This is a genomic window from Bifidobacterium sp. LH_491 (assembly GCF_056356495.1).
Genome location: NZ_JBKEUI010000001.1, coordinates 260336 through 282703 on the forward strand (window position 1 = coordinate 260336; position 22368 = coordinate 282703).

At 56.1% G+C, this 22368-nt stretch carries 18 protein-coding genes and 1 tRNA gene; 13 read left to right on the plus strand and 6 right to left on the minus strand.

The features are described 5' to 3' along the window. The first annotated feature begins 25 nt into the window (after positions 1-25). Positions 26-664 (plus strand): TetR/AcrR family transcriptional regulator, encoded by a 639-nt coding sequence (locus AC1AWK_RS00795; RefSeq protein WP_476567422.1) that lies wholly within the window; start codon positions 26-28, stop codon positions 662-664. Between the two features lie 134 nt (positions 665-798). Then, entirely contained in the window at positions 799-1572 is a 774-nt protein-coding gene (locus AC1AWK_RS00800; RefSeq protein ID WP_476567423.1) for a mechanosensitive ion channel family protein, read from the plus strand. Positions 1573-1642: 70 nt separating this feature from the next. Here AC1AWK_RS00800 and AC1AWK_RS00805 read toward each other — a convergent pair whose 3' ends face one another. Genes AC1AWK_RS00805 through AC1AWK_RS00815 form a run of 3 tightly spaced genes read right to left on the minus strand, consistent with a single transcriptional unit; the run spans position 1643 to position 4091 of the window. Then, complete coding sequence (locus AC1AWK_RS00805; protein WP_476567424.1) at positions 1643-2668, minus strand: lysostaphin resistance A-like protein; 1026 nt, start codon at positions 2666-2668, stop codon at positions 1643-1645. 29 nt (positions 2669-2697) lie between these two features. Next, positions 2698-3357 carry an endonuclease III gene (gene nth, locus AC1AWK_RS00810; protein ID WP_476569494.1) on the minus strand — a complete coding sequence of 220 codons (660 nt, stop codon included), beginning with the start codon at positions 3355-3357 and terminating at the stop codon, positions 2698-2700. Between the two features lie 5 nt (positions 3358-3362). Further along, entirely contained in the window at positions 3363-4091 is a 729-nt protein-coding gene (locus AC1AWK_RS00815) for a winged helix-turn-helix domain-containing protein (protein ID WP_476569496.1), read from the minus strand. A 134-nt stretch (positions 4092-4225) separates the two neighbouring features. Here AC1AWK_RS00815 and AC1AWK_RS00820 point away from each other — a divergent pair, with 134 nt between their 5' ends. After that, positions 4226-5011 carry a hypothetical protein gene (locus AC1AWK_RS00820; RefSeq protein ID WP_476567425.1) on the plus strand — a complete coding sequence of 262 codons (786 nt, stop codon included), beginning with the start codon at positions 4226-4228 and terminating at the stop codon, positions 5009-5011. 125 nt (positions 5012-5136) lie between these two features. On the opposite strand, the gene AC1AWK_RS00825 is transcribed toward AC1AWK_RS00820, so the two are convergent. Then, a complete protein-coding gene (locus AC1AWK_RS00825) occupies positions 5137-5631 on the minus strand; it encodes an inorganic diphosphatase (RefSeq protein ID WP_476567426.1) in 495 nt (164 codons plus the stop codon). A gap of 261 nt (positions 5632-5892) precedes the next feature. On the opposite strand from AC1AWK_RS00825, the gene AC1AWK_RS00830 reads away from it, so the two are divergent. After that, the gene (locus AC1AWK_RS00830; protein ID WP_476567427.1) at positions 5893-8463 is read left to right on the plus strand and encodes a family 43 glycosylhydrolase; all 2571 of its coding nucleotides are present in this window, start codon (positions 5893-5895) and stop codon (positions 8461-8463) included. A gap of 85 nt (positions 8464-8548) precedes the next feature. Further along, positions 8549-11413, plus strand: a complete 2865-nt coding sequence (locus AC1AWK_RS00835) for a beta-xylosidase family glycoside hydrolase (RefSeq protein ID WP_476567428.1) — start codon at positions 8549-8551, stop codon at positions 11411-11413. Positions 11414-11478: 65 nt separating this feature from the next. Here the strand turns inward: AC1AWK_RS00835 and AC1AWK_RS00840 are convergent, their stop codons facing one another. Next, the gene (locus AC1AWK_RS00840; protein WP_476567429.1) at positions 11479-13638 is read right to left on the minus strand and encodes an alpha-1,4-glucan--maltose-1-phosphate maltosyltransferase; all 2160 of its coding nucleotides are present in this window, start codon (positions 13636-13638) and stop codon (positions 11479-11481) included. 176 nt (positions 13639-13814) lie between these two features. On the opposite strand from AC1AWK_RS00840, the gene AC1AWK_RS00845 reads away from it, so the two are divergent. Together AC1AWK_RS00845 and AC1AWK_RS00850 are read left to right on the plus strand one after the other, a co-directional pair. Beyond that, positions 13815-14138 (plus strand): hypothetical protein, encoded by a 324-nt coding sequence (locus AC1AWK_RS00845; RefSeq protein ID WP_476567430.1) that lies wholly within the window; start codon positions 13815-13817, stop codon positions 14136-14138. Beyond that, on the plus strand, positions 14102-16057 hold the full coding sequence (locus AC1AWK_RS00850) for a peptidase (RefSeq protein ID WP_476567431.1): 1956 nt from the start codon (positions 14102-14104) through the stop codon (positions 16055-16057). The genes AC1AWK_RS00845 and AC1AWK_RS00850 overlap by 37 nt, the downstream gene beginning before the upstream one ends. 76 nt (positions 16058-16133) lie before the next feature. Here AC1AWK_RS00850 and AC1AWK_RS00855 read toward each other — a convergent pair. Continuing rightward, positions 16134-16210: transfer RNA gene (locus tag AC1AWK_RS00855), tRNA-Met, on the minus strand. Positions 16211-16456: 246 nt separating this feature from the next. Between AC1AWK_RS00855 and AC1AWK_RS00860 the strand changes: the two genes are divergently transcribed. From AC1AWK_RS00860 to atpA, 6 genes are all read left to right on the plus strand, one after another. Then, positions 16457-17497 (plus strand): homoserine O-succinyltransferase, encoded by a 1041-nt coding sequence (locus AC1AWK_RS00860; RefSeq protein ID WP_476567432.1) that lies wholly within the window; start codon positions 16457-16459, stop codon positions 17495-17497. A gap of 592 nt (positions 17498-18089) precedes the next feature. Further along, positions 18090-18899: a F0F1 ATP synthase subunit A gene (gene atpB, locus AC1AWK_RS00865; protein WP_476567433.1), complete on the plus strand. Its 810-nt coding sequence runs from the start codon at positions 18090-18092 to the stop codon at positions 18897-18899. Positions 18900-18969: 70 nt separating this feature from the next. Next, positions 18970-19200: an ATP synthase F0 subunit C gene (gene atpE / locus AC1AWK_RS00870; protein ID WP_476567434.1), complete on the plus strand. Its 231-nt coding sequence runs from the start codon at positions 18970-18972 to the stop codon at positions 19198-19200. Between the two features lie 57 nt (positions 19201-19257). Continuing rightward, a complete protein-coding gene (locus tag AC1AWK_RS00875) occupies positions 19258-19773 on the plus strand; it encodes a F0F1 ATP synthase subunit B (protein WP_476569497.1) in 516 nt (171 codons plus the stop codon). 28 nt (positions 19774-19801) lie between these two features. Then, positions 19802-20629: a F0F1 ATP synthase subunit delta gene (locus tag AC1AWK_RS00880; protein WP_476567435.1), complete on the plus strand. Its 828-nt coding sequence runs from the start codon at positions 19802-19804 to the stop codon at positions 20627-20629. 64 nt (positions 20630-20693) lie between these two features. Continuing rightward, positions 20694-22367: a F0F1 ATP synthase subunit alpha gene (gene atpA, locus AC1AWK_RS00885; RefSeq protein WP_476567436.1), complete on the plus strand. Its 1674-nt coding sequence runs from the start codon at positions 20694-20696 to the stop codon at positions 22365-22367. The last annotated feature ends 1 nt before the right edge of the window (position 22368 follow it).

The window sequence follows — 22368 nt, forward strand, 5'->3', positions numbered from 1 at the left end:
TTTCTCAGGAAAGGAGCGCAGTCGCATGCCTCGTCCACGTCGAGACTCGGAAATCCTCCCTGCGAAGGAGCGTTTGGAGAATGCCTTCTGGGAGTTGCTGGAAGATCGGGAATATCATAAGATCACGGTTACGGATATCGTTCGTGAAGCCAATGTGAACCGTAATTCGTTTTATTATCATTTCAGCGGCTTGTCGGAATTGGCGGATGCTGCGATTTTACATACGGTAGAACAGATGCCGTTGTCGCAGCTATCGATGGATCGTCCCGAACTTGTGGAGGATGAATGGCGCGAACATGTCGATGGCATGGTTGGCACTCGTGCGCAGCATGATCGCCTGACTCGCCTATCGCTGCTGGCTGGTCCTCACAGTTCGCCTGAATTGATGGCGGCGTTGAAAGATTTCACTCGTATGTCCATCATCGCGATGTTGGGTATCGATGACCGGAATATGTCGATGGAAACCCAGCTGATGCTCGACTTCACCGTTGGAGGCATGCTTGCCGTGCTGGAGCGTTGGCCGGAATTGGAAGATCGCGTGATGTCCGAACGCTTGGTGAATGATAATTTTGCCATGCTGGCGTTCGGCATGTATATGCAGATGTCCAGGGAAGATATGCTCGAACGGTGGAACCGTATTTTCCGCGAGGGGCATAAAATCTGAATGTTGCGGTAACTGATACCGGGTATTGTGGGTGCCGACGGGCGTGAACGCTCGTCGGCATTATGCTATGCGGTTGTATGACGGCTCGTGTCGTATGCGCGTGGCACAGGAAACAATTGGCAAAAGGGGCGCGGATGGAACTGGTCATGCAATGGGTGCAGCTGCACATGGTGCGGATAGTTTTCCTGGTGGTGGTGATTGTCGTCGCTGTGGTGTCGACCAAGGTGCTGGGGCGCCTCATGCGCAAGGCATTGGACCGTTCGAATGTGCCCAGTGCATCGATTTTCATTAATATCATGCGCGTGGTGATTTGGGCGGTGGCCATCGGCATTGTGCTGCAACCGGTGTTCGGCATCAGTCCCACTACGTTGCTGACCGCCTTGGGCGTCGGAGGTGTGGCGTTGTCGCTTGGCTTGAAAGATACCGTGTCCAACGTGGTCAGCGGTTTCGGGCTGATGGCAGGCAAGGTGATTCAACCCGGTGATCTGGTGACCATCGGCGGCACTAGCGGCGTAGTGAAGGATATTACTTGGCGGCAAACCGTGGTGCGCGAGCGTAGTGGCAACGAGATGGTGATTCCCAACTCGGTGCTGAACACGGCCATGTTGGAGCGGTTGACGCCTTCCAGTGAAAGCTGCGTGGCTGTGCGGTTTGTGGCCAAGGGTGGTTGCGATGTTGAGGCCGTCAGCAAAGCCGTCATCGACATCGTGCAGGAGGCTGCACGGGATCTAGCGCAGTCGGATAATCCTCCTGTGGTGAAGTTCACCGGTTTTTCAGCGTATGGTGTGGAAGGCGAAGTGTGGGTGTATGCACGAGAAGGCGCGTATATTTCCGCGGTCAAAGATGCGGTGACGCGTGCGTTGGCAGGAGCCGACTTCCTCGAACAGCGTGCGGCCATAGGCCAGTGACGCGGTCGGACCCCCAACTAGCCCAGGTGCCATCGTGCGATGCAAGGAAACTGGGGAAGCATACATGGATTTACTGCATTTGCAGCAGCATGATGGCGATAATGATGGCGACGGCAACTGCCGCATAGACAATGCTTCCCGGGGTCAATAAGGTGGTTTTCCAGCGCGAGCCAACCGGTAGCTCCCGCGGAGTTGTGTAAAACTCCAGATGCTGGCAATGCCATACCAGCAGAACAATGCCAACAATGCCTGCGGCGAACTCGCATAGCGCATACACGGTCAGGGCGCGCATGTCCGTAAGCGAGAAAGGCACGACACCGCCAAGGAAATTCAACGCCATGTGCAGCGCGATCGTGTAGCGCAGCTGGCTGGTGCGCATATACACGTATCCGAGCACCATGCCAATGCCGAACGCGTAAAACATTTGGAAAAGATTGAGGTGAAACAGTGCGAACGCGGCCGCTGAATAGACGATGGCGACGCGCTCGCCGTATTGGCGCAGACGGCTGATGAGCTGTTTGCGAAATAGCCATTCTTCAAAGAATGCAGGGCCGATGGCGGTGAATATGAGATTGACCCAGAGGTTTCGCGTGTTCAGTTCTTCGATTGGATTGATGGCTTTGCCACCGGACAGCCCGAGGGCGAGCACGTTGCCGATGATATTGCCAACAAGCATAATGCCGATGCAGACGAGGAGCGCCGAAGCCCAGGAGCGGCCCGACATGGGGAATGTCGTAGTGGGTATCGGCCGAATCGTATGCATGACGTATATGGCCAGCGGCATGGCGGCGCAATACAAAGGGACGGAGGAGAGCGCGTTGATAAGCCATTGCGGCAGATCGCTGCCCAAGAGTAGCTGGCATAGTGCGGTGAACAGGATGTTCAGACCGATCCACACGAGAACCATGGCGCATAACGCCCACCCCGTCACGGAAAAGTTACGACGAGCTGCGAACCAGTGGTTCGTGGTTGGCGCCGGTGTGGTTGGCGGGGTCATGATTGGAGGTGCAGTCGGCGACGTCATATTCGCATAATCCGGTGCATAGTGGTCTGCGACGGCAGGGAACTCTTGTGGTGAAGGCTGTTCGGTGCTCATGCCAATTCCTTTCGTACCAGCAAGACGCGTTACTGTCCGGCGTTGGGGCAGGTGTCTTGCAGGGGACAGTGTGCGCAATCCGGAGTGCGCGCGTGACAGGTATCCCGACCGAGCAAAATAAGCCGGTGAGATAGATCAGTCCACTGTTCCGGTGGGAAACACGCGGTGATTTCACGCTCGACAGCCACCGGATCTGGCTTGGGGTCGGTAGGATGCGAGCGCCAGCGCAGTTTGCCGCTGACGCGCATCACATGCGTATCCACCGGAAAGCCAGGAATATCAAAAGCATTGCCCAAGACCACATTGGCGGTTTTGCGGCCCACACCGGCAAGGGTGGTGAGTGCTTCCATGTCAGCCGGCACGTCGCCGTCGTAATGTTCCACCAACTGCGAGGCAAGCATAATGAGATTGCGAGCCTTGGCGCGGTAGAACCCCAGCGAATGGATGATGTCCTCTACGTCTTGCGGATTGGCGGCGGCCAACGCTTCTGCGCTGGGATAACGACGGAACAACTCAGGCGTCACCATATTGACGCGCTTATCAGTGGTTTGTGCACTGAGCACAGTGGCGATCAGCAGCTGCAGTGGCGTGCGAAAATGCAAGGCGCACTGCGGGTGCGGATACACTTCGCATAACCGCTCATATTCCTGCCGCATACGCGCGCGCCGTGCGGTAAGACTTTCGCGCACCATGATTATTCGTCTCGCAAATCTTCGGTGGCTTGCGGTGGATCAAATCGATACCCCACGTTACGCACCGTGCCGATCACATGCTCATATTCCGATCCAAGTTTGGCGCGAAGACGACGCACATGGACATCAACGGTGCGTGTGCCGCCGTAATAGTCATATCCCCACACCGCCTGCAACAGTTGCGCGCGAGTAAATACTCGTCCAGGATGGAGCACCATATATTTCAGCAGTTCGAACTCTTTATACGCCAAATCAATAGGCGTGCCATGCACGCTCGCCGTATACCCGTTCGTATCCACAATCAAATCGCCGGAACGAATCAACCCATCGTCGCTTTCGATCACCCCGGTATCGACAGCCTCCTGTGTGTTGGTAATAACCACGGCGGTACGTGCGTTAATCAACTTCAGACGGCCCTCAACCTCCGCGGGACTGGCGCTGGAGACAACGACATCGGCGATGCCCCACTGCTCATTGACCACCGTGAACCCCCCCTCCGTCAACACGGGAATAATAGGCGTGGTCAATCCCGAAGCATGCACCAGACGGCAAATGGTTTTGGCCGTAGCCAAATCATCGCGCGCGTCCAACAGCAAAATGGTATTCTCCGGCATTTTAATCAAACTCGCCGCATCCATCGGCAACACTCGTACGCGATGGGATAACAACGTGAGGGCGGGCAGCACGGAAGCGGGATCTTGGGCGAAAGTCATCAGCGTCAGATCCGTCACCATATACCCCTTTACTGTTGCGCAGTGGCAGTAGGCGTGATGCTACTGGCATGTTCCTTGACTTCATTGTAGGCGCATTATGTGGACACTAGCCGCTACATTGGATATCAGTACGTCGATGCAAGGAGTGAACAATGGCGCAAGTGCAGTCACCGCAGGCACAAGACGGGCAACAGGAAGCCGTATCGCACGCAGCATGGGTGCGACAAGGAGCGGCGGCGCAAGGCGTAGCCCTGGTAGTGATGGCGTTGGCGATATGCCTATCGTTATGGTTGCGGTCGAGCGTAGCCCTGCATGCCGGACACCGGTGGCCGGAGACATTGCCCGTCACGTTGACTGCCATAGCGACGCTTGCGGTATTCCACTGGTGTTGGCCATTGCGTTCCGGGAAGTCCGGGCGCGTAATCAGCGGCATCAGTGCAGTGTTGGCGCTTACTGCATCATGGTGTGCAAACGCGATGCCGGACGTGCTGCAACTGCGCAACACGCTCTGTTGGATTTCCCCTATCGAAGGCTGGTTTGCCGTCGCGGGCAGTCTTATGGTGGTGTTGATGGTGGCATCGTTCGCTGCGCAGATGGCTCGCGTGGAACGCACCCATCTCATTCGGGCGCTCTCACATACCGTGACCGGCGGTATGGCAAGCGTTATGATGACCGGCTGGTGTTTCGCGCCGCAACTCATTGTGCTTGTCGGTCGCGGCGTCACCGCAACAGACCTCAGTGAACAGATCGTTACCTGGGTGGTAGTTGCCATCGTCGTAGCGGCAGCTCCCGGGCTATTCCTCTCCTGCCGCGCATGGTTACGAGAAGCCGACCCGGCGCCCGGTTCAACCATGCCGTGGCTCGGCATCAGTCTTCTGCCCATGATGATATGGGGCGGCGTAATAGCCGCAGCATGCCTGGTGTTGTCGGTGCTGTGATACTTCGTTGCAATGACGCTCGCATACCATGTGGGGCGACGTTCCGAACAGGAGCGTCGCCCCACATACGTATCAATAGGCGGTGTCATAAAACAGGCCGGAAGGCCTTGAGGCACCGCGCCGGATCAGTGCTCGGAAGCGGCCAGACGCTCGCGGGCGTCCACGATTTCCTTCTCCGCCTCAGCGGCACCGGTCCAGTAGTCGCCCGGCAGCACTTCCTTGCCCGGCTCCAACGCCTTGTACTGCTCGAAGAAGTGCTTGATTTCGGCCTTGTGATATTCGGACACGTCCGCAATATCCTTGATGTCGTCGAAGCGCACGTCGGCAGGCACGCACAGCACCTTGTCGTCGCCACCGGCCTCATCGACCATGTGATACAGGCCTACGGCGCGGCACTCGACCACGCAGCCCGGGAACACGGAGTTCGGCAGCATGATGAGCGCGTCCAGCGGATCGCCGTCCTCGCCCAGCGTGCCCTCGATGTAGCCGTAGTCATCCGGGTAGCCCATGGACGTGAACAGGGTGCGGTCCAGGAACACGCGACCGGTTTCGTGATCGACTTCGTACTTGTTCTTGGAGCCGCGAGGGATCTCCACTACGACGTTGAATGTTTCCGCCATCGTCATCTCCTTATGTTGTGTAAGTGTCACCACCACCATACCGCAAAGGAGGGCGCAGTGTGACGGGGGTAAAAGTTATCGAAGTGTTATCGAACAAAGAATGGTGTTCGTTTCTCTTGGTATAGGGTGTTTCCAAGGTTTACGCAAGGTTGCGTTAAGGGAGTGATGACACCAGCTTTGCGTGGCCGTCATAACTGAATATAGACATTGAGGGATGCGTCCAGTGTTTTGTCTCTGGACGTGGTATCAAAGGAGGCCTGTATGGGCGCTGGCAGGTTGCAGAATGTCAGTTTTAAGTTCGGCAAGCGTGCGGCGACTGCTTCAATCGCGATGCTGTCTACGGTATGTCTCATGGGTGGCGCGGTGTTAGCTGAAGGCACAGCGGCATTCGCGGCAAATGACACCAATATTATTAAGAATGGTGATTTTGAATCCGGCACCACATCATGGAAGAGTGGTACCGTTTGGGCAGAGGATAAGTCGTCCATCGCCGTGGAAACCAGTGATGTGCATGGTGGTTCTCAAGCATTATCGGTGGCGAACCGCCAGTCCACGGATGCCGGTGTACACCAGGCGTTGGAGGGCGGCAAAGTTGTAGCCGGCGGAAAGTACACCGGCAGCATGTGGATTAAATCCGAAAGCGAAGCCAACTTCAATATCACCATTTGCTCGGGCAATGGTTCCGGGTGCGCGCAAATTGCGACTGCCAAGGTTAATGCCGGACAGTGGACCGAGGTGTCGGGCACCAATACTCTGCAGTCCGATACGGCCGATTTTGCTAATCCGTATCTGGTGGTGGAAACGGTGTGGAACACCACCACAAATGATTTCTTGGTTGACGATGTCAGCTTGGTGGACGTCGGTAATGAGCCGGTGGTCAGGCCGGAAGGAACCGCTTCGCCTGCCAAGAAAATCGGTATGAGCAATCCAATTATCGATTACTGGTATGGCGCTGATCCATGGGCCATGGAATACAACGGTCGTGTGTACGTGTACACGACTGGAGATGGCACGGCAGTTAATGATGACGGTACGTTGACCTACGACTATGAATATGACGGTACTGGTGCTATCGCCAACAATTCGTTCAGCAAGGTGCAGACGCTGAACGTGCTGTCTACCGACGATATGGTCAACTGGCGTAACGAAGGATATATCCGTGTCGCCGGTGAGCATGGTGTTGCCAAGTGGGCGAACAATTCATGGGCGCCTGCTGCGGTGCACAAAACCGTCAACGGACAGGAGAAGTTTTACCTGTACTTCGCTAATGGCGGTAGCGGCATTGGCGTGTTGGTGGGCGATTCTCCGGTAGGTCCGTGGAAGGACGGCGGTAAAGTCGTGGCTCCAGGAACGGCCGAGTCGCAAGGAGTGGTCTGGTTGTTTGACCCGGCTGTGCTCGTTGACGATGATGGCACTGGTTATCTCTATTACGGTGGTGGCGTGCCTGAAGTTACCGACGACAATCCTAATGCGCTTGAGCATCCGCAGACCGCGCGCGTAATCCAGCTCAGTGACGATATGACGCATACCGTTGGCGAGCCGAAGGTAATTGATGCGCCAGCTATGTTCGAAGACTCTGGTATCGCCAAGATTGGTGATAAGTACTATTACTCGTACTGCACGAACTTCTCGCATAACAATACGATCGATGGTAACAAGATTGGTTACGGCAATATCGCATACATGACATCGGATAGTCCGATGGGGCCGTTCACCTATCAAGGTGAAATCATGCAGAACCCGAGCACGTTCTTCAACGTTGGCGGCAATAACCATCACGCAATGGTGCAGTTCGATAATCAGTGGTACATGGTCTACCATGCGCAGACCGTGGCTAAGGAATTGATGAACGGTGGTAATTTGGAGGCGGCTCAAGGCTATCGAAATACGCATATGGATCCCATGTCCATCGATGCCAATGGTGCTATTGCGCCGATTACCATGACCTATGCGGGTGTGTCACAAACGAAGAATTTCGACGCCTATCCGGATGGCGGCATTTCGGCATCCACGATTGCATGGGACTCTGGTATTGCGGATGCCTATGACTTGTCGTCCGGCGTTCGTGTTGTTGATTTGACGACTGACAATAGCCAAGGGCAGAAGCTGAGCAATATCAATGATGGAGAATGGGCATCGTTGGCGAATGTTGATTTTGGCTCCGACGGTGCCCAGTCCATTGCCATCAATGCTGCGGGTAGGGCCGGTGGAGAAGTGCAGGTTCGTTTGGACTCGTTGGAGTCCGATCCCGTGGCGGTGGTGAGCATTGAAGCTGGCGATGGCGTGTCGTACAAGGAATACTCGGCGGCTTTGAAGACATCCGGTGTGCACAACGTGTTCTTTACGTTTGTCGGCGGAACAACGGTTAAAGCTGATGAAGACAATCCCGAATTGTTCGATATCGCCAAATACCGTTTCACACCTGTGCAAACATCGGTGCCTTCTGAGGTTGATAAGTCTCGGTTGCAGGATGCTGTGAACAAGGCTGACCAATTGAAGCAGTCTGACTACACTCCTGAATCTTGGGCTGCCTTCTCTGCGATATTGGCTGATGTGCGCGTAGTGCTTACTTCGGATACCTTCTCGCAAGAGGCGGTTGATGACGCATACCGTACGCTGATAGGATTCATGAACGCGTTGGTTAAGGTGTCTTCCGGGACTGAGAATAACAGCGGTTCTGGTTCCGAGCCGAACAATCACAGTCAAGATGAGTCGTCTGTAGTCAAGATACCTCAAGCTGGTTCCGCGGTGGTAGGTATCGCAGTAACGGCACTTGCCTTGGTGGTTGCGGGCGGCGTCGCTCTCAAAGAAACCAAGAAGCGCAGGGCCTAGGCCATGCCTGGTGTGGGCGCTTTGCGCACATCGCAGGATCGCGGTTTGCGCAAAGCGCCCATCTGTTTATGTGTTAGGGGAAATTATGAAGATACGTGCTGTAGTGGCAGGCTTCGCATTGTGGTCGCTGTGTGGCTCGTTGGCGTTGCCGGTACAGGCCGCTGAATCTAACGAGATTGAAAATATGCCGGCGCAAAGTGGATATACCACCACGGATACTGGCAGCGGGGCATATGGGATACCTATGTTGAATACGGATGTTCCAGATATAAGCGTTATGCGTTTGCCCAAGGATGATCCGAAGAATCATGATGGTCGTGATGTGTATTACATGGTGAGTACCACCATGGAGCTAAGTCCAGGTGCGCCGATTATGAAATCGTATGACTTGGTGAATTGGCAAATGGTCACCTATGTGTACGACCGTATTTCAATGAGCGACGCATCGTCGTTGCGCAATGGAGCGAGTTCGTACGGCGAGGGTGAGTGGGCTCCGTCGTTGCGATATCATGACGGGAAATTCTATGTGCTGTTTAATACGAATAATCTTAATGGCGCATATCTCTATATCACCGATGATATTGAGCATGGCCAGTGGCAGAAAATTGCATTGAATCGTGGTTTTCATGATCCATCGTTATATTTCGACGACCAAGGTCGCGCTTGGATTATATCGGGGGTCAACGAGTATCGCCTTTCAGATGATCTGCAAACGGTTGTGGAAAGTCATGAAAATATTATTACCGCTGAACAATTTGCCGATGATATAGGCGAAGTGCCTACGGGATTTGAAGGGTCACAGACCTTTAAGATTGGGCAATATTATTACACGCCGACAATCTACTGGGGGCGTGACGGTCGTACGGTAATGCTGCTGCGCACTACGGATCTGTTGGATGGTTCGAAGTACGAAGCAAAGAAATATGCGTTGGGTGGTTTTGCCCAAGGGAGCTTGGTTGAAGTCGCCAATGACGATGGAGGCACAACCTGGTATGGGTTCTTCTTCCGTGATACATATCCTACGGGACGCATTCCGGGTTTGATACCGGCTGTGTGGAGCGATGACGGTTGGCCTGTATTCGGGGATAACAATACCGTGAGCACGGGCGACGTTTATGACAAGCCCATCTCCTTGCCGGATAATCTTAACGATTATGTAAGGATGCAGTCGTTGGTGGCTTCTGATGATTTTGCTAATGATGCTCCTCACCAAAGCTATCAAGATCAGGATTGGTGGACATTGCCGACCGCTCCTGATGTTGATGAAAGCCTCATCGGTACTGAGCTTGTGGAGAACGGAGGGTTTGAGCAGAGTATTGAGTCATGGACGCCGCAGTATGGCGGCACGTTGTCGGTAACGGAAGACAGTGTGTTGTCTGGCGGCCATAGCCTTGAGGTGACCAATAGGGGTACGCTCAATGGTGCCGGTCCAGGCCAGTCGGTGGAGGGGAAGATTCAGCCGGGCGTGACATATCGTGCATTGGCTACCATCCGCTATGATGCAGAGCTGCCGGATGTTAATCCTGCGATACAATCGCATCAGTTCTATGTGGCATTGAAATATAACAATGAGATACACCAAATCGCTGTTGGCAATGTACAGCGTGGCGTGGCAACCACCATCGAAGGCACATTCAGCGTGCCGACCGATGCTGTGCTGACCGATCCTATGGTGATTGTGGAAACGCAGTGGGGTGCTGAAGGAACCTGCGTTGATTATGTCATTGATGATATTTCGCTGATGGGATTGGCCGACCAGAAAGAATATCCGGTCGAAGACGAGTACCTTCCGAATGGTTCGAATCTTGACATGGCGTGGGAATGGGCGCACAACCCAGATAACCGATATTGGTCATTGACCGACAGGGCGGGTTGGTTACGTTTGACCAATGGGCATTTAGTCAGTGATGATGCTCAGTATATGAAAGGGACGCATGGTGATCTGACCTATTTCGAAACAGCACGCAATATGCTGTCGCAGCGTACATTTGGCGGACATATGTCTGCCGAGACTAAGCTTGACGTCAGCCATATGCGTGATGGTGATACGGCTGGTATCGCTACGTATACGCGTTCCTTCTCGTATGCGGCTGTTCGGCAGGATGGCGATTCAAAGACCTTGGGCGTAGTGTCTCGCGTCTACGACAATTCACAAACGAATGCTGATGGATCCATTATCGACGACACTATTGATCGAGATGCGGTGGAGTCGTTTGTTCCTGGAACTGTTGTGTCCCTTCCTGCCGGTGTGCAGGATGTGTGGCTTAAGTCCGATAATGTACTTGATAATACGTCCGGCAATTTGACCATACAATACTGGTTCAGTTTGGACGGCCATAGCTGGCAACAGTTGGGAGGCCAACAGGGTCCGTTTACTTACGATTGGAGTCTATCGCATTTCAAGGGGTATCGAATCGGTTTGTTTAACTATGCCCGACAGGCCACCGGAGGGTATGTGGATTACGATTACTACTACTTGAGCGATAAACTCAGTAGTGATTATGACACGGTGGATACTGCTCAGTTGTCGATGGCTATCGCTGCGGCAAAGGCGTTGCGTGCTCGTGAGTATCCTGCGTCTGACTGGCAAGAGTTGCAGAAATTGGTGGAACAGGCAGAAGAAGCCTTTGTCTCACAACCGTCCACACAGAATGAGATAGATGCTCCGCAACGGGCGTTGAGCGTGCAGCTTGCTTATATGAAATTGGTGAGAACGGATAACACCGGATCGGGTGGCGGCTCCGAAGGTCAACCTCCAGCAGATTCTGGAGACGAGCCAACGGCCGATGGGGAAAGTTCGTATCAGGATGAGCATGCTGGCGGTGTCTCTGAAGGCGGCGTGCGAGACATGCCTCACGCTGGATCGGCTGTTATGGCTGTGGTGGTATCGGTACTGTTGTCGGGTGCTCTTGGCGTCGGATTGCGAAGCCGCTGGCGCAACCATCGATAATGATGCATAGTGGGGGGCGTGGCCATATCGGCCATGCCCCCCACTTATGTTGTTGATAGTTGTTATCACACCACGGTAAGGATGTGCGCGACATCGGCCCACGGGGCGAGGGATACGAAGTTGTGCTCTCCCCAGGTGAAGGTGCGGCCGGTCAATTCGTCGCGCACGGTGATGCCGTCGCCTGGCCGCAGACCGATTGCGGTCATGTCGATATCTACGGTGGCCTGTTGCGCGTTATGGCCGTCAAGGTTGACGACCACGATGAGGGTGTCGCCGCGGCCGTTGTCGTTGGTCTGATGCTGTCCCGCGGTGTCGAGGCAGTGGCTTGGCGTGTGTCGTGCGAATGCCACGATATGCTCGTTGGAAGTCGGCAGCACCGTCAGATTATGGTAGCTGCGTGTGCACGGGTGGGCGTGGCGAATACGGTTGAGTGCGGTGAGCAGTTGGGCGATGCCGTAGCGTTTGGCTTGCGACCAATCGCGTACCTTGATTTCGTATTTCTCGTTGTCGGCCTGCTCTTCGACGCCAACGCGCTGGCGATTCTCAATCAGCTCGTAGCCGTTGTAAATACCCCAGCTTGGCGATCCCAGCGCCGCCAATACCGCGCGCACTGCGTGCCCGGCGATGCCGTTGTCACGCACGTAGGCGGTAAGAATGTCCGGCGTGGTGGGCCAGAAGGTGTTGTGCTGGTAGTAGCCCGCGTCACTGTTGGTGGTTGCCAAGTATTCATCCAGCTCCTCCTTGGTGTTGCGCCAAGGGAAGTAGCAGTGCGACTGGGTGAATCCGACGTAGCTCAGCGCGCGCATCATGCCCGGGCGCGTGAACGCTTCGGCGAGGAACAGGACCTCCGGATGCTTCGCCGTAATGGCGGCGATGACATCCTGCCAGAAACGTACCGGCTTGGTATGCGGGTTATCCACACGGAAGATGGTTACCCCCGCTTCTATCCACAAGGTGAGGATACGGATGACCTCGCGTTCGATGCCAGCCATGTCCTCGTTGAAATCGATGGGATAAATGTCCTGATACTTCTTGGGTGGATTCTCCGCAAACGCAATGCTGCCATCGCTCTTGTGACGGAACCAGTTCGGATGTTCGCGCACCCATGGATGATCGGGCGAGCATTGCAGGGCGAAATCCAACGCGATTTCCAGCCCCAACTCGTGGGCGCGTGCGGTAAACGCGCGGAAATCCTCCATGGTGCCGAGCAGCGGGTCGACCGTGTCGTGGCCGCCGAGTTCGCTGCCGATGCCAAACGGCGAACCAGGATCATCCGGCCCGGCAACAAGCGCGTTGTTGCGTCCCTTGCGGTTCGTCACGCCAATGGGGAAAATCGGCGGCAGATACACGATGTCGAACCCCTCGTCCGCCGCACGTTGCAAACCTTGCAATGCCGTGCGCAGCGTGCCGGGAACCATGCGTTGCGTACGCGTGTCAAAGGTGGCGCCTTCCGAGCGGGGGAAGAATTGATACCACGCCGCAAAACTCGACGCAGGACGCTCCACACGCACGCGCTGCGCCGCGCTGCACGATAGCGCGTCTCGCAAAGGATGCTCCCGATGAATGCGGGTCAGCACCTCGCTGTCGCAAACAGACAGACGTTCGGCGGGATCCAAGCTCGTATCGGCAAGTTGCTCGGCGGCGGTCAGCACGGTTTTGCGCTCGCGGGCGCCAAGCGCGGCGTCGGTGTCGTTGGCCCAGCGTCGCAGCAGCGCGATGCCGGCGTGCAGTGCGTTGTCGACATCGTCATTGACCTGTACTTTGATGCGGGCGTCGTGCAGCCAGGCGCGGTAGGAATCCTCCCAACCTTCGATGGTGACGGTCCACAGGCCCAACTGTCGCTTGACGGCGGCATAGCCGTCCTGCCAGGGTTTGCAGTCGCTGGCAGTGCCGGCGTACAGCACGGCGGTCCAGCGGTCAAGGCCTTGGTTGATGCAGGTCATGGGCAGACGCTGCATGATTTTGCCGCGTGGGTTGCGCAGCACGGCGGTGGCGCCTACGGTGGCCCGTCCTTCCATGAACACTTGGGCGCTTACCGTGAAGGGTTCGCCTAATTCGACGCGCGCGGGATAGCGTCCTTGTTCCGCGCACGGGGTGATGTCCATGATGACGACGCGGCCGAATTGGGTGTCGTCGGTAGTGGGGATGGTGGGTGCTCCCAGCTGTCCGTCGGTGGTTGGCTTGGAAGTGCTGCGGCGAGCCGCTCGCTGTGGTGTTGCTGCCATACGCCCATTGTATAAGGCGTTGCGGTTATGGTGAGCGGAGTTATCCACAACACGCCGTAGTGACGGGCCTTCGACCACCACGCTTGGTTATGCGCGACAGGCACTCGTTAATTATGTGAGTCTCGCTAGTGCGGTGTTCGGCGTTCCTGCCGTGCCTACAAGCGAAAGGACATATTATGAGACGGGTCATACGAAGCGTGTTGGCGGCGGTGTGCTGCTGGTGCGCGGTATTGGTGATGGGGATGACGCAGGCTGGTGTGGCGGTGGCGGCAACGAGGCTGGCTTCCGCGCCGGAGGGAATGTCATTGCCATATCGTCATGCGAATATTCCATTGCACATTGGCGCTTTGGGAATGCAGGATGGGCATCCGGTGTACTGCATTGAAGCAGGCAGGACTTCCACGTTGATGGTCACTGAAGAGCGCGGGATTGCTGACGGCGATGCCGCAAGGCGTGTGGGGGGTTGGCGAATCGTTACCGCGAGCAGCATGATCCGTTAACCCATGCGGCCATTGCCGTTTTGGCGCATGATCATTTCGACCTCAACGGTGCGCAATGGCAGGCTCGCCGCAACACGGTGATGGCGGCGTATCCGCAGGTTGTGGGGCGTGCGGATGAGCTGTGGCAAGAGTCCAGTAGAGCGGTATCCGCTGACGTTCATGTTGATCAGCGTTATGGGGAGGGCAGGCGTGCTGGCACGTTGATGGTTGAGGCCACCGACGGCGAAGGGCATCTGGTGAGCGGCGTGCCGTATCGGGTGACATTGCAGGGGCCGGCGGTATTTGACGATGGCTCCGTTACGGCGGCCGGGGAGTCCGGCGACGAGCCGCGGCAATATGCTTGGCATGCCACGGGAGCCGGTGACGTTCAGGTTGCGGTGGAGCGAGGGTATCCTACGCTTCGCCAGTTGGTGAGCAACCAGGATTATGTTCGTTTTGCCGATACGGCATATGAACCGCGTGAAGGAATTCACATTGCCGTGCGGAAGGATTTTGCACCGGTGGTAACCACGCATGTGGAGCGCGTCAGCGTGAAGCCAGGAGATCCGGTAATCGATGTGGTGACGTCGGGTGTAGCGGATGCGGAGAGTCCTTGGGCTTCGGGCGTTGAACTTACCGCACATGGTTGGTATGTGGAAGGTATTGATATTGCGCGTGCTGGAGCTACGGTTGCGCCACATGCGGGGGAGCAAGCCACTGATTTTCTGGCGCGATTGCGCGAGCGAGGCGTGGTCCCGGCTGCCGAAGCAACGGCCACGTTCAGCGGGCCGGGGCAAACCGTGCAGGCTCGTGCCGTAACCGCGCAAGGCAAACCGTATACGGCTAAGGCGAACGGCACATTGGGAACATGGATTTGGGCGTTTGAACGCGAACGCCAAAACGAACGAGCACGTGACTATCTGACCGGCGACTTTGTCAGCGCGTATCTGGAACCTACGGAAACCAACGTCAACGCCAGTGCGGTGACAGTATGGTCTACGGTGACGGATCATTCCGCCATAGTGGGAGCGGAGTTGAGCGACACCATTCACGTGTCCGGATTCCCCGAAGACCACGGTACATTTGGTGGCAACGCTGCAATTGGTTTGCGCGCCGATACTCGCACCGCAACCGTAAGCGTGTGGTGGGCCGGCGACGAGCACGACCCCACGGCCACCGACACGTACCGTCCATCGACCGAACAGGTACCACAAGAAGATGAACATCATCGTCGTATTGGCACGTGGGAATACCCGGCAGTAAACGGTACGTTGCGTGTTGGCGGCGGCGTGCCGGATGCGCACGGTAATCCCGTCACCATAACCGCCGACAAACCAGGATGGTATGTATTCGTATGGAATTTTGCCGGCGATGATCGAGTGATGCCCGCCGCCAGCGCGTACAACGACGGCTGGGAACGCACCAAGGTAGAACCACTGCCGGTGGTGCGACCGGTAAGCATTGTCACGCAAGTATCAGCGCCGCAAGTCATGGTCGATGAAGCATTCCATGACACGGCTCGCATCAGCGGCGATCTTCCCGAAGGCGCCTACGTGCAGTTCACCGCATATCGCGCCATTGCGTATGATGCAGACCCGGCACAAGCGGCACACGCGCGCAATGGTGAACCCGCCGAATTGCTCAAAGAGGCACGCGTGCCACTTGACCACACGTTGGATCAGCAGCAGGTGAGTAGCCCGAAGGTGCGCTCGCCGCAGACCGGAGTGGTGTACTGGCAGGCTTCGGTGATGTCTGCTCAAGGTGATGTGCTGGCGACCCACGCCTTGGGAGTGGAGGGAGAGTCCGTGCGGGTCATGATGCCTGAGCCCCAGTTGGCGCATACGGGGTCGTCCGTCCTGCCATTGATTGGAATCGGCGTTGCTGGAGGACTGCTTGGTGCCGGCATGCTGGCGGTGATTCGACGGCGGACTCTGCAATAAGTCGGCGTTGGTCCAAGACGCAAGAGTGGCAACGAAAAAGGGCTAGGAATCATAATGATTCCTAGCCCTTGTTTGTTGGTAGCGGGGACAGGATTTGAACCTATGACCTCTGGGTTATGAGCCCAGCGAGCTACCGAGCTGCTCCACCCCGCGTCGGCTGCTTGAAAACAGCTCTATCTACAATAGGTGTGAGTTGCGAAAAGTCAAGTCGGCGTGTTGCGTTGCGGTCGTGGTGGCTGTTGCACTGCTGCTGCATCGGTATAGCGCCGCTGTCGCTGTGCCCGGTGTCGGCACGGTCTTATCTGGTGCCCCTCTGGTTGTAGTGTCGTGTGCCACTCGGCAATACTCATTATTGGACATGCGGTATGGCACATACAAGGTTGTCGTCATAATAGAGGTATGCCGATCACGATTCCTCTTGACCTTCCGGCGCGCGATATTCTCGATGCCGAGCGTATTTTTGCTTTGGACCAGTCTCAAGCGCGTGGGCAGCGCGTGCGTCCGCTGCGGGTGCTGCTGCTGAATCTCATGCCGAAGAAAATCGAGACGGAAACGCAGTTGCTGCGTCTGATATCGAAATCACCGTTGCAGGTGGAAATCGACTTCATGAAGACCTCCACGCATGAGTCCACGCATGTGAGCGCCGATCATTTGGTGAAGTTCTATGAAACGTTGGATGCGTTGCGCGACAACTATTATGACGGTTTCATTGTCACGGGTGCGCCGGTGGAGCATCTGCCGTTCGAGCAAGTGGACTACTGGGATGAGTTTTGCGAGATTCTGGAGTGGGCGTCCTCGCATGTGTTTTCCACGATGTATCTGTGCTGGGGTGCGATGGGGGCGTTGTGGAAGCGTTATGGCGTGCATAAGCGCGATCGCGCGATGAAGTTGTTCGGCGTTTTTCCGCAGTATCTGCAGGATGAGTATTGTTTCCTGACCAACGGCTTTGACGAGATTGCCTTACAGCCTCATTCGCGTCTTGCCGACGTTGATGAGAGCGATGTCGCGGCGTGCGCTGATGTACAGGTGTTGACTTGGGGTCCGCAGTCTGGCCCGGGGTTGTTGGCGACCCGCGATTTTTCGGAAGTGTTTGCCTTGGGGCATTGGGAATACGGCAAGGACACGTTGGCGCAGGAGTATGAGCGCGACATGGCTCGCGGGTTGGAGAACGTGCCGTTTCCCGAGCATTATTTTCCCCATGACGATCCGTCGTTGGAGCCGGTGTTTGCGTGGCGTGCGCATGCGAATCTGCTGTGGCGCAATTGGTTGAATTGGGTGTATCAGACGACGCCGTATGAGTTGGAGCAGATTCCTCAATTGCGGGCGAGTGGGCGTTTGGGTACGGATCGGTCGTTGCGTCATGAGCCGGCGTCGCCGCGATGCGATGATTTTGCGCCGTTGCTGCGCGATGGGTATGGTTTGGTCGAGGCAAGTCGTTGAGGTCCTTGTTGGGGCGGGGTTGTTGATGTGGTGCATTGGCGTAACGCTTTGCGTCTGCGGCACTGCGGCGTTGCGTCGTCAGTGGGTCGGTCTTCGGTTTCGGCTGAGTCGTATGTTCTGGTCGCGCCGGTGTGGCCCGTGTGTTTCATCGTTGCCATGTTGATACGGCGGGTATCGTCGCGGCTGACATCTCGTCGATATGCATGGTTCGCATGGTGAGATAACGTCCGTTGGTCGATGCTTTTGCTGATATTCGAGGCACAAAAGTCGTGAACGACACGGTAACCTGCGCGACAAATTGCACTATTTTGCGTCACTTACCGGGGAAATCCCTAGGGAAATCCATGAAAATCGTTGCAAGAAACGCCGCGCAAGCATTGTGCCGTAAGGGTTTTGCCATCATGTCCGACACCAGTTGCACAATCAACATCTAGCCATTCGCAAGCGGCATCTGGCGCACGTGAGGCTTTCGCCGGACGGGTGCTGGGCTTGCGGATAACGGCTGGACGGACGTGTTTTCCAACGTCACATTCGCCTCAACCGTTGCATAGGCCAGGCATCAGAATTGGTCGAAGAATTCTAGGAGGCATGGATGGTTGGTATGGTTGATGCGGGCATGTCGCTCGCCTCAGGTGCTGGTTTCCAGGCGCCGAGCATCGACGAGTTCCTTCCCCCCGAAATTCTCTTCCAGGGGACGCCATTCGCGGTAAACCGCATCATCTTCATTCGTATCATTGCCACGGTGGTAATGCTGCTCGTGCTGGGTATCACAGCCAAGCGCGCCAAGGTAGTGCCCGGACGTTGGCAGGGTGCGGTTGAATGGGTGATTGATTTTGTGCGCAATAACATCGTCTACGAGGTGATGGGACCCGAACGCGGCCGCCGTTATGTACCCATGATTACCACGATCTTCTTGACGATTTTGGTATTCAACATTTGCGGCGTCATCCCTGGTATGAATATCGCAGCGACCGCGACGGTGGTTATGCCGTTGCTGTTTGCCATGTGGACGTTCTGCCAGTATTGGATTGCCGCGGTGCAGGGCAAGGGCTTGGGCAAGTTCCTTAAGGAGGAGCTGCTTCCGGAAGGTGTGCCGTGGCCCATCTACATCATTCTTGTACCGATGCAGTTGCTGGATATTGTCATTATTCGACCGGCATCGTTGGCGATTCGACTGTTTGCCAATATGATTGCCGGGCACATTCTGGTCGCGTTGTGTTTCGCGGCCACGCAATTTTTCTTGATCGACGCGGAGAACAAGCTGTTTATCGGCTTGGGCGCGGTGACGTTTGCCAGTGGTTTCGTGATGACATTGTTTGAAATGTTCGTCGCCGCCATGCAGGCATTCATCTTCGCCACGTTGAGCACCGTGTACATCAATTTGAGCTACCCGGAAGAGTAGGTTATTAACCAGCACATCGTGTGTTGTGTACAACACGCTTCATACGGGAACCATAAGAAAGGAAATAACCATGGATCTCATTACTCTCGCCGAAGTTGCGGGCAACCTCAGCACCATTGGCTATGGTCTTGCGGCCATTGGCCCTGGCATTGGTATTGGCATCGTGTTCGGCAAGGCTATCGAGGCCACCGCGCGTCAGCCTGAATTGAGCGGCCGTATCCAGGTGCTGATGTGGCTGGGCTTTGGTCTTATCGAGATTCTTGCGCTGCTCGGCTTTATCGCGTACTTCATCTTCCAATAAATTGCGTCGGTATCCGAACAGAGAACGAACTAACGAAAGGAGGCAGGCGTGGAACCTATGGCTGTGGACGGCATCAAGCTGTTTCTTCCTGAAACCTACGACTTGGTGTGGTCGCTCATCATCTTGGTGATTATTGCCATTTTCTTCTATAAGTTCTTCCTGCCCAAGTTCCAGGCTGTGTTCGACGAGCGTGCCGAGAAGATCGAAGGCGGCATCGCCAAGGCCGAGCAGGCCCAGAAAGAGGCCGACGAGGCGAAGCACAAGTATGAGGCTCAGTTGAGCACGGCTCGTGTGGAGGCGTCCAAGATTCGTGATGACGCCCGTGCCGAAGCGTCGCATATTATCGCCGATGCGCGTTCGCGTGCGGAAAGCGAAGCGGCTCAGATCACTGCCAACGCGCAGCGTTCCATTGAGTCGCAGCAGCAGCAGGCGATGGTGAGCTTGAAGAGTGAAGTCGGTGCGCTGGCTACGGCGCTTGCCGGCAAGATTCTTGGCTCGCAGTTGCAAAGCGACGCGGTGCAGTCGTCGATGATCGATCAGCTGATCGATGAGATGGATGGCGACAAGCGCTGAAGGCGAACATAAGAAAGTGAGGTGACACATGCGAGGTGAGGCATCGCGTATCGCGGATCGCGTATCTCGTGACTCGCTGGCACCCAAGCTGCGTGAAAGCGGCGAGCGGGCGTGGAGGATCGGCAACGAGCTGTTTTCCATGACCGGTGTGCTCGATCGCAACAGCAGGCTGGAACGTGCGCTCACCGATCCTGCCCGTCCCGTGGCGGACAAGATTACGTTGCTGAACTCGCTGGTCGGTGACCAGGTTGATCCCATGACGATGGAGATTCTCACCGATGTGGTGGGACGCAAGTGGAGCCGGGTGTCCGATATCGCTAACGCGGTGGAGGATTTCGGCGTGGACGCGATGATGTATTACGCCGACGCCACTCAATCGACGCTGCGTGTGTCCATCGAATTGGCGAAGCTGCATTCCGCACTATTGAATCTGCCGGTGGTGCGTTCGGAGCTCTCCGATGATCATGCCGATGCGCAGGCTCGCATTGCGCTGTTGCACAGTGTGCTTGACGGCAACGATTTGGATAAGGTCACCATGAGGCTCGCGGAGCATGCCACGTGCAATCTACGCAATCGCAGGTACCTGTCCACCGTGCAATGGCTGATCAATAAGTTCTCCCGGCATATGGGCGAATCGATGATTACGGTGACCACTGCGTCGGAGCTCTCCGACGACCAGATCAAGCGTTTGGTCGCGGTGTACACCGACAAGCTGGGTTATCCGGTGCACGTCAATTCCGTGGTCGATCCCATGGTGATCGGCGGTATGCGGGTGCAGGTGGGCGACGAAGTGACCGACAATACGGTTGTCGCGCAGTTGAAGCATTTGCAACGTGCGGTGCATGCGAACGCATGAGCCTGGCGCGGAGCAACAAACAGACGTAACAGTCAAATGAATAACAAACCAATAAGGAGTGATCATGGCAGAACTGACCATTGATCCCGCCGCGATACGCAAGGCGCTCGACCAGTTTGTCGAGTCGTACAAGCCGTCGGACGTGCCGACCCAGGAAGTGGGGTATGTGGCTACCGCCGGCGACGGTATTGCGCATGTGACGGGACTGCCTGGTTGCATGGCCAATGAGCTGCTCACCTTTGAGGATGGCACGCTTGGCTTGGCGTTCAACCTGGACGCCCGCGAAATCGGTGTGGTGATTCTCGGTGATTTCGCTGGCATTGAGGAAGGCCAGGAAGTGCGTCGTACCGGCGAGGTGCTGTCCGTGCCCGTGGGCGACGGGTATTTGGGACGTACCGTGGATCCGCTGGGCAATCCGATTGATGGATTGGGCGAGATCAAGAGCGAGGGACGTCGTATTCTTGAGGCGCAGGCGCCGGACGTGATGCATCGTCATCCGGTGGATGAGCCGATGTCGACTGGTTTGAAGGCTATCGACGCGATGACGCCGATTGGTCGTGGCCAGCGTCAGCTCATCATCGGCGACCGTCAGACGGGTAAGACGGCTATTGCGATCGACACCATCATCAACCAGAAGCAGAATTGGTTGAGCGGTGACCCCACCAAGCAGGTGCGTTGTATTTACGTGGCAATTGGACAGAAGGGTTCCACCATTGCTTCGGTGCGTCAGAGCTTGGAAGAGGCCGGCGCGATGGAGTACACCACCATCGTGGCGAGCCCGGCTTCTGATTCGGCTGGTTTCAAGTACATTGCTCCCTACACCGGTTCGGCCATTGGCCAGCACTGGATGTACCACGGCAAGCATGTGCTGATTGTGTTCGATGATTTGTCGAAGCAGGCCGAGGCGTATCGTTCGATTTCGCTGTTGCTGCGTCGTCCGCCGGGGCGTGAGGCGTATCCTGGTGATGTCTTCTACTTGCATTCGCGTTTGCTGGAACGCTGCGCGAAGCTGTCCGATGATTTGGGCGGCGGTTCGATGACCGGTCTGCCGATCATCGAGACAAAGGCGAATGACGTTTCCGCTTATATTCCGACGAACGTCATTTCGATTACCGATGGTCAGATCTTCTTGCAGTCGGATTTGTTCAACGCCAACCAGCGTCCTGCCGTGGACGTCGGTATCTCGGTGTCCCGCGTCGGTGGCGCGGCGCAGACCAAGGCGTTGAAGAAGGTGTCTGGCACGTTGAAGATTTCGCTGGCGCAGTATCGTTCGCTGGAATCCTTCGCCATGTTCGCTTCTGATTTGGATGCAGCTTCCAAGGCGCAGCTGACTCGTGGCGCTCGTTTGACCGAGTTGCTCAAGCAGCCGCAGTTCTCGCCGTATTCGATGGAGCAGGAAGTGGTGTCGGTGTGGACCGGTACGCACGGCAAGCTTGATGACTTGGATTTGGTGGATGTGTTGCCGTTCGAGAAGGGTCTGTTGGACTATCTCGACCACAACACGGATATCCTCACGACGATTCGTGATACCGAAGATTTCACCGCTGAGGCTGAGGCCAAGCTGGACAAGGCAGTTGAGGCGTTCCGCACGACGTTCGTGACGAATGCCGGCAAGCCACTGGTGGACAAGAAGCCCATGCCGCGCCCGCAGACGCCGGTCGAGCAGGAGAAGATTGTCGCCAACGCGGACAAGCCTGAGACTGATCCGAAGCATCCGATGGCAGGAGAAAAGAAGTAAG